Here is a 9,454-nt window from a genome sequence, read left to right on the forward strand (position 1 = left end):
CTGGGAGACCCGATCGAGGCACACGCGGTACTGGCCACCTACGGACAGGACCGGCCCGCCCACCGGCCACTCCTCCTGGGCTCGTTGAAATCCAATATCGGGCATGCCCAGGCCGCGGCGGGTGTGGCCGGGCTGATCAAGATGGTTGCGGCCATGGACCACGGCACGGTACCCGCGACCCTGCATGTCGACGCGCCGAGTCCGCACATCGACTGGTCGACGGGCGCGGTACGGCTGGCCACCCGTAACCAGGACTGGCCGGACAGCGGGCGACCGCGCCGGGCCGCGGTCTCGTCGTTCGGCATCTCCGGAACCAACGCCCACATCATCCTCGAACAGGCACCCGTCCCGGCGGACGCGACCCCGGCGGACGCGACCCCGGCGGACGCGTCCCCGGGCGAACCGTCCTGGTCCGCCCTGCCGTGGGTGCTCTCGGCGAAGAGCGCGGACGCGCTGCGCGGCCAGGCACAGCGGTTGCTCGCCCCTGCCGCCGAGTACGACGCGGCCGACATCGGCCGATCGCTGGCGACCACGCGCGCGCGGTTCGCGCACCGTGCGGTGGTGGTCGGCACCGACTCCACCGACCTGATCGCCGGCCTGTCGGCGGTGGCCAACGGCCTGCCCGCCGAGAACGTGACCTACGGCCGGGCCGAGGAGAACCCGGGCAAGACCGCGTTCGTCTTCCCCGGCCAGGGCGTGGAGTGGCTGGGGATGGCCGCCGAACTCCTCGATCGCGCCCCGGTGTTCGCCGCGCGGATGGCCGACTGCGCGCGGATCATCGACCCGCTGGTGGGATGGTCGCTGCTGGACACCATCCGGGAGAGCGCCGACGACTCCTGGCTGGCGCGCGTCGACATCGTGCATCCCGCACTGTTCGCGGTGCTGGTGTCGCTGGCCGAGCAGTGGCGTTCCCTCGGAGTGCGGCCGGACGCCGTCGTGGGCACCTCGCAGGGGGAGATCGCGGCCGCCTGCGTCGCCGGCGCGCTCTCGCTCGACGACGCGTGCCGGCTCATCGTGGCCCGGTCGAAGCTGATGGCCGAGCGGCTCTCCGGCGCGATCGTCTCGGTCGCCGCGCCGGAGAGCGTCGTGGCGGGGCGGTTGCTTCCCGGCCTGACGGTCGCGGGCGTCAGCGGTCCGAACGGGACGACGGTGGCCGGGCCGGTGGACACGCTGGCCGAGTTCGCCGACGGGCTGCGCGCGGCCGGGCTGCGGGCCAGGACCGTGGCGCCGCGCGCCTCGCACTCCCCGCTCGTCGATCCGCTGGAAGAACCGTTCGCCGACCTGGCCTCGTTCGTCCGCCCCTCGGGCGCCTCGGTGCCGATCTACTCGACGGTGACCGGGGCGGCTATCGCGGGCGAGGACCTCGACGCCGCGTACTGGTACCAGAACTGCCGCAGGCCGGTGGCCTTCCAGCGGTCCGTCGAGGCCCTGCTCGCCGACGGGTTCACGCACTTCGTGGAGTGCGCCCCGCACACGGCACTGGGCATCCACATCGAACAGACCGCGGAGCGGGACGGCCGCGCGGTCACCGTGACCGGCTCACTGCGCCGCGGCCAGGGCGGCCCGGCCCGGTTGCTGACCTCCGCCGCGCAGCGGTACGTGCGCGGCGGTGACGTGGCGTGGGACTCGGTGTTCGGCGGTGCCCGTCAAGTGCCACTGCCCACCTACGCGTTCGACCGCAAGCGGTACTGGCTGGAGCCGAAGCCGCGCACGGATGTGACCGGGCTCGGTCTGACCGTCGCGGACCATCCGATGGTCGGTGCCGTGGCCGAACTGCCGGACACGGACACGACGCTGTTGACCGGACGGCTGTCGCTCGCCACGCACGGCTGGCTGGCCGATCACACGGCCGCAGGCGCGACGCTGCTGCCGGCCACGGCCTTCGTGGAACTGGCCCTGCGCGCGGGCGCCGAGGCCGGCCGCGAGTCCCTGCGGGAACTGGTGATCCAGACCCCGCTCGTCCTGCCGGAGCAAGGCGGCGTGGACGTCCGGGTGGTCGTGGACAACGGCGAGGTGACGATCCATTCCCGTGCCGGCGGAGAGTGGGTGACGCACGCGCGCGGCGAGTTGGCCGCCGCGGAGACGGCCGCGCCGCACCTGGCTGCATGGCCGCCCCCCGAGGCGGCCGCGGTCGACCTGACCGACGTCTACCCGCGGCTGGCCGAGCGCGGCTACGGCTACGGGCCGGCGTTCCGTGGTCTGCGCGCGATGTGGCTGCGGGGCGACGAGGTGTTCGCCGAGGTCGCGCTTCCCGACGAGGTGGATCCGGCCGGGTTCGGCCTGCAACCGGCGCTGTTCGACGCGGCGTTGCACGCGGCACTGTGCACCGGCGCCGGGCGCGGCGTGGCGCTGCCGTTCTCCTGGGCCGACGTCCGGCTGTTCGCGACCGGCGCCACCGCCCTGCGGGTGGTGATCACGCCGGGCGGGCCGGACGAGATGTCCCTCGCGGCCTACGACGAGTCCGGCCGGCCGGTGTGCACCGTCGGGTCGATCGTGCTGCGGCACCTGTCGCCCGAGCAGCAGGCCGCGATCTCCCGGGCCGGCCGGTCCACCGCCCACGGCCTGCTGGAACTCGTCTGGCCGCCGCTGGCCCGGCCGAGCGCCTCCCCGGTGTCGGTCGTGGCCTGGGACGATCTGGACCGGACGGCACCGGTCCCGGACGTCGTGGTGCTCGACGGCGGATTCGGCCCGGGCACCGGACCGGACGGCGCCGGACCGGATCTGGTCGCCCGGACACACGCCGCCACCCACCGGATGCTCGGGGTGCTCCAGGACTGGCTCGCCGACGAACGGTCGGCGGACGGCGTCCTGCTGGTCGTCACCCGTGGCGCGGTGGGCCCGGCCGGCGAGGGCCTGCCCGATCCGGTCGCCGCCGCGGTGTGGGGTCTGGTGCGCGCGGCACAGGTCGAGGCGCCCGGCCGGTTCGTGCTGGTGGACACCGACGCGGACATCGACGTCGCCGCCGTCCTGGCGAGCGGCGAACCGCAGGTGCTGATCCGTTCCGGCGTGCTGCACGCGGCCCGGCTGACGCCGGTGCCGGCCTCTGCCCCGGGCGGGTTCGACCCGACCGGGCCGACCCTGATCACCGGCGGCACCGGTGGACTCGGCTCGGCGCTGGCCCGCCATCTGGTGACCCGGCACGGTGTGCGGCGCCTTGTGCTCGCCTCACGGCAGGGCCCGGACGCGCCCGGCGCCGGGCGACTGGTCGCGGAGCTGGCCGAGCTGGGGGCGGCAGTGCAGGTGGTGTCGTGCGACGTCACCGACCGTGCCGCGCTCGCCTCCCTGGTGACGCCGGAACTGACCACGGTGATCCACACGGCCGGCGTGCTCGACGACGGCGTACTCGACTCGCTGACCCCGGACCGGATGGACACCGTGCTGTCCCCCAAGGCCGACGCCGCGTGGTATCTGCACGAGGCCACCGCACGGACCGGTGCCACGCTCGTACTGTTCTCCTCGGTGCTCGGCGTGTGCGGTGGGGCGGGGCAGGCCAACTACGCGGCGGCCAACGCCTTCCTCGACGCGCTGGCGGCCCACCGGCACGGTCGCGGGCTGCCCACGCTGTCCATCGGCTGGGGGCTGTGGGACCACACCACCGGCATGGCCGGGCAGCTGCGCGAGGCGGACCTCGTCCGGCTCAGGCGGCGCGGCCTCGTGGAGCTGCCGGTCGACGCCGGACTTGACCTGTTCGACGCCGCCATCGCGCAACCCCGGCCGCACGTGGTCGCGATGCCGGTCGACCGCGCGGCGCTGCGGGTCTCCGCCGACCTCGGCGAACTGCCTTCCGTGCTACGGGACCTGGTGCCGGCCCGGCCGCAGGCGCCGACCGCCGCCAGGCCCGCGCCCGCAGACCTGCTCGCGCTGACGCGGACCGAGACCGCGGCCGTGCTGGGGCGTGCCGGCGAGCCGATCGATCCGGACCGCAACTTCCGGGATCTCGGCTTCGACTCGCTGCTCGCCGTCGAACTGCGCAACCGGCTCAAGACGGCCACCGGCATGCCGCTGCCCGCGGCCGTCGTCTTCGACTACCCCACGCCCGCCGCGCTGGCCGACCATCTGCGCGACCGGGCCGCCGGACGGCCGGGACGCGCGGACCAGCAGCCGGCATCCGTGGGGGACGACACCGATCCGGTCGTCGTGGTGGGAGCCGGCTGCCGGTTCCCCGGCGGTATCGACTCGCCCGCGGACCTGTGGGACACCGTGGTCAGCGGCCGGGAGGTGATCGGTGACTTCCCGACCGACCGCGGCTGGCAGACGAGCGGTCCGGCCGTGCGGCAGGGCGGATTCCTCGCCGACGCGGGTGCGTTCGACGCCGCGTTCTTCGGCATCAACCCGCACGAGGCTGCCGCGATGGACCCGCAGCAGCGGCTGCTGCTCGAGGTGTGCTGGGAAGCGGTGGAACGCGCGGGCATCGCCCCGGAGTCGCTGGCCGGCAGCCGGACCGGTGTGTTCGCCGGAATCATGGCCCAGGAGTACGGCGTGGGCGTCGACGACGCCGCGGCCGGGGTGGAGGGCTACCGGCTGGTCGGCAGCCAGGGCAGTGTCGCCTCCGGCCGGGTCGCGTACGCGCTCGGCCTGGAGGGGCCCGCGCTCACCGTGGACACGGCCTGCTCCTCGTCGTTGGTCGCGGTGCACCTGGCTGCGCGGTCGCTGCGGTCCGACGAGTGCGACCTGGCGCTGGCCGGCGCCGCCACGGTGATGGCCACGCCCCGGGTGTTCGTGGACTTCGCCAAGCAGGGCGGCCTCGCCGCCGACGGGCGGTGCAAGTCGTTCGGTGCCGCGGCCGACGGGACCGGCTGGAGCGAAGGCGCGGGCGTCCTGGTGCTGGAGCGGCTGTCCCGGGCCCGGGAGCGCGGGCACCGGGTGCTCGCGGTGGTGCGCGGCAGCGCGGTGAACCAGGACGGCGCCTCCAACGGGCTGACCGCGCCGAACGGCCCGTCCCAGCAACGGGTGATCCGCGCGGCCCTCGCCGGTGCCGGCCTGTCCACCGCGGACGTGGACGTGCTGGAAGCGCACGGGACCGGCACCGTGCTGGGCGATCCCATCGAGGCGGAGGCGATCCTGGCGACCTACGGCCAGGGCCGGCCCGCCGACCGGCCGCTGCTGCTCGGTTCGGTCAAGTCGAACCTCGGACACACCCAGGCCGCGGCGGGCATGGCCGGCGTGATCAAGATGATCGGCGCGCTCGGCCGGGGCGTCGTGGCGCCGACGCTGCACGCCGACCCGCCGACGTCCGCGGTGGACTGGTCGGGCGGGACCGTCGCCCTGGCGACCGAGTCGGTCGACTGGCCGGACACCGGGCGGCCCCGCCGGGCGGCGGTGTCGGCGTTCGGCATCTCCGGAACCAACGCCCACGTGATCCTCGAACAGGCCCCCGTGCAGCCGGAATCGGCCGCCACGGAACCGAACCGGCCGATGCTGCCGTGGGTGCTGTCCGCGCGCACCGAACCCGCGCTGCGCGGCCAGGCCGCCCGGTTGCTGGCCCATGTGCGGACGAACGAGGACCTCGACCCGGCGGCCGTCGCCTCGGCACTGGTCGCGACGCGGTCGCGGCTGCCGCACCGGACGGTCATCACCGGCGCGGACCGTGCCGAGCTGCTCGACCGGCTGGCCGAGGCCGCCCACGCCGGGCCGGCCGAGCCGGCGACCGGGCCCGTCGTGTTCCTCTTCCCCGGCCACGGCGGCCAGTACGCGGCCATGGGCGCGACGCTGTACGCCGAGTTCCCGGTGTTCGCCGCCGCACTCGACGAGGTGCTCGGCGAACTCGACGCACACCTGGACCGGCCGCTGGCCGACCTGCTGTTCGCCGAGAAGGGCTCGCCCGAGGCGGCCGTCCTCCAGCACCGGACCGAGTTCACCCAGCCCGCGCTGTTCGCCATCGAGGTCGCGCTGTTCCGGCTCGTCGAATCCTTCGGCCTGCGACCGGACGTTCTGCTCGGCCACTCCTTCGGCGAACTGGCCGCGGCGCACGTGGCCGGCGTCCTGTCGCTGCCCGACGCCGCCCGGATGATCACCGCGCGGGGCCGTGTCATGGGCGCTTTGCCGCCCGGCAGCATGGTGCAGATCCTGGCGGGCGCCGACGACATCGAGGGCGTCCTGGAGCCCGGGGTGTCGATCGCCGCCCTGAACACGCCGGACACCACCGTCGTCTCCGGGGCGCCGGACGCGGTCGAGCGGGTCGTGGAACGCTGCCGTGACCGCGGGTGGCGGTCGTTCAGACTGCGCAACCGCTACGCCTTCCACTCGGCCGAACTGGACGGTCCGCTCGGTGAGTTCGCCGCAGCGGCCCGGGAGGTCACCTACCGCCCTGCGACGATCCCGATCATGTCCAGCGTCACCGGCGAACCGGCCACCGGCGAGGACCTGCGGTCGGCCGACTACTGGCTGCGGCACGCCAGGCAGACCGTGCGGTTCCTGCCCTGCGTGAACGCCCTGGCGCGGCAGGGCGCGAGGACCTTCGTCGAGATAGGGCCGGGGCGGGCGCTGACCGCCCTGGTGGCGCAGACCGTGCCCACCGAGGTGACCGCGTTGCCGCTGCTGCGCGGCGACCGGTCCGAACTGGGAAGTCTGCTGCCCACGCTGGGCGAGCTGTTCGCGCGGGGCCTGCCCGTGGACCTGCGGGCGGTGTTCGGCGAGCCGTCCGGCCCCTTCGCGGAGCTGCCCACCTACGCGTTCGACCGGCGACGCTACTGGCTGCGGCCGGAACCGCCGACCGCCCCGACGGGACTGGGGTTCGTCGCGACGGACCACCCCGTCCTGACCGCCCGGATGGAGCTGGCGGACAACGGCACGGTGATTCTGTCCGGCTCGGTCTCCCGGAACTCGCCCGGCTGGATGGCCGACCACACGGTGGCCGGCTCGGTCCTCGCGCCCGGCACCTTCTTCGCCGAACTGGCGCTGCGCGCGGGCGCCGAGATCGGGGCGGACACGGTGCGCGAACTGGTGATCCAGGCTCCGCTGGTGCTGCCCGAGCAGGGGCGGCTGTCCGTCCAGGTGGTCGCCCATCCGACGGGTGAGGTGGTGGTGTCCGCCCGTACCGACGAACCGGCGGCACCCTGGGTGGTGCATGCCAGGGGATCGGTGACCACGGCGGAAGCGGCGGACCCTGCGCGGCAGGTCGTCTGGCCGCCCGCCGGCGCGGTGCCGATCGACCCGGACGGCGCCTACGAGCGGCTGGCGGACCAGGGACTCGACTACGGCCCGGCCTTCCGCGGGCTGCGCGCGGCATGGCGCGACGGCGACGACGTGCTCGCCGAGGTCGCGGCCGACGTCGACACGACCGGCTACGGCCTGCACCCGGCCCTGCTGGACGCGGCGTTGCACGGGTGGCTGGTGGGCACCGGCCGCAGCGGCGTGGACGTCCCGTTCGCCTGGCAGGACGTCGTGCTGCACCGGGCCGGGGCAGACGGGCTGCGGGTCCGGCTGTCTCCCGCGGGGCCGGACGGTGTGTCGGTCGCGGTGCACGATCGGGCCGGCCGGCCGGTGCTGAGCGCAGCGTCGGTTCGGCTGCGGCCGATGTCCGCGGCCACCCGCCGCGTACACGAACTGGCCTGGACTGCGCTGCCCGCCACACCCGCCACGCCCCCCGCACCCGCCGCCGTCTCCGCGTCGAACGCCGATGTCGCAGTGCTCGACGGGTTCTTTGCCGGTGAGGACGTGGTGTCCTCGGTGCACGCGGCGACGCGGCAGGTGCTCGACGCGCTGACCGCGCCGACGGCACAGCGGCTGGTGATCGTGACCCGCGGCGCGGTCGGGCTGCCGGGCGAGGACGTGGTGGACCTGGCCGGCGCGGCGGTGTGGGGCCTGGTGCGCTCCGCGCAGGTCGAGCAGCCCGGCCGGTTCGTCCTGGTGGACACCGACGGCGAACTCGACCTGCCCGCCGTCCTGGCGACGGGGCAGTCACAACTGGTGATCCGGTCGGGGGTGGCGCACGCGGCCCGGCTGGCCCCGCTGCCGGAATCCCCCGAGGGGGCGCCCCCGTTCGGTCCCGAGAGCACGGTACTGATCACCGGCGGCACCGGCGGTCTCGGCGCACTGTTCGCCCGGCATCTCGTGGTCGTGCACGGGGTGCGGCGGCTGGTGCTGGCGGGCAGGCGCGGCCCCGCCGCGCCCGAAGCACCCGCGCTGCGGGCGGAGTTGACCGGACTGGGCGCGAGCGTCGAGATCGTGGCCTGCGATGTCGCCGACCCGGCCGCGGTGGCCGGCCTGGTGACGCCCGGCCTGACCGCGGTGGTGCACGCGGCCGGCGTACTCGACGACGCAGTGCTGCAGTCGCTGACGCCGCGGCGTCTGTCCGCGGTGCTCGCGGCCAAGGCGGACGCCGCGTGGAATCTGCACGAGGCGACGCGCGGCCTCGACCTGAGCGCGTTCGTGCTCTTCTCCTCCGTGGCCGGCACGCTCGGTTCGGCGGGGCAGGCCAACTACGCCGCGGCGAACGCCTTCCTGGACGGGCTGGCCGCGCACCGTCGGGCCAACGGTCTGCCCGCGGTGTCCATCGCCTGGGGGCTGTGGGCGGGACAGCGCGGCATGACCGAGCACCTGCGCGACGCGGATCTGGCGCGCCTGCGCGACCGGGGGCTCGCGGCGATCTCCGAGGCCGACGGCCTGGCGATGTTCGACGCCGCCCTGACCGCGCCGCGCGCGCAGGTGGCCGCGGTGACCCTGCGCGCGGCTGTCCGGCCGAGCCGCCGGGACGACGCGCTGCGGCTGCGGCGGGAACTGGCCGGTCTCGGCCCGGACGAGCAGCGGCAACGCGTGCTCGACCTGTTGAGCGACAAGCTGGTGACGCTGCTCGGCCACAGCGCCGAAGGGCCGCCGCTCGACGCGGACCGCACCTTCCGTGACCTGGGCGTCGACTCGCTGACCGCGATCGAACTGCGCAACGCCCTCGCACCGTTGACCGATGCGCCGCTGCCTGCCACGGCGGTGTTCGACTATCCGACGCCCGCCGCGCTCACCGACCACATACACCGAACCCTCGTCGTGGCGCTGCCTGATGTGCGGCCGGGCCAGAAGGAGTTGATCGACACGATGGATGTCGAAGAGCTGATCGCGGTGGCGTTGGGCGAGGACGGCCGGCGATGACCGACCGGATTCGCATCGTGCAGATCCCGGTGCCACGGACGCCCGGTACAGCCTCCCGGACGCAGCCCATGCCGCCCCGGTGGCACCGGGCTCTGGCGACCGTGCTCTGGCAGGCCCTCGTCGCCATGGGCAGCGCGTGGATACCGGTACCGATCGACGACTACCTGCAGGACTCCGGACGGAGTGACGCGCCATGAGCAAGGACACCGAAGCCAGGCTGGTGAAGGCACTGCGTGAGGCGCTCAAGGAAGTCGAGCGACTGCGCCGCTATGGGCCCGCCGGCGACGATCCGGTGGCGATCGTGGGCATCGGCTGCCGGCTTCCCGGTGGTGTCGCCTCGGCGGCCGACCTGTGGGAGGTCTCGGCCGGC

Annotated in this window: 2 protein-coding genes; both read left to right on the top strand. The window is 74.7% G+C overall.

Annotated elements, in window-relative coordinates:
- Positions 1-9,084: SDR family NAD(P)-dependent oxidoreductase (locus tag ACWCRB_RS47050; RefSeq protein ID WP_451001946.1), on the top strand; the 9,084-nt coding region annotated here is incomplete at its 5' end.
- Positions 9,081-9,281, top strand: coding sequence for a hypothetical protein (locus ACWCRB_RS47055; protein WP_451001947.1), 201 nt, complete (start codon positions 9,081-9,083; stop codon positions 9,279-9,281). The genes ACWCRB_RS47050 and ACWCRB_RS47055, both read left to right, overlap by 4 nt.
- Positions 9,282-9,454: the final 173 nt, after the last annotated feature.

Source organism: Streptomyces sp. NPDC002156 (assembly GCF_053593675.1).

Bases quoted from the DNA above. Each gene is read 5' to 3' on its own strand.
- ACWCRB_RS47055 (WP_451001947.1), top strand. From the start codon at position 9,081: ATGACCGACCGGATTCGCATCGTGCAGATCCCGGTGCCACGGACGCCC.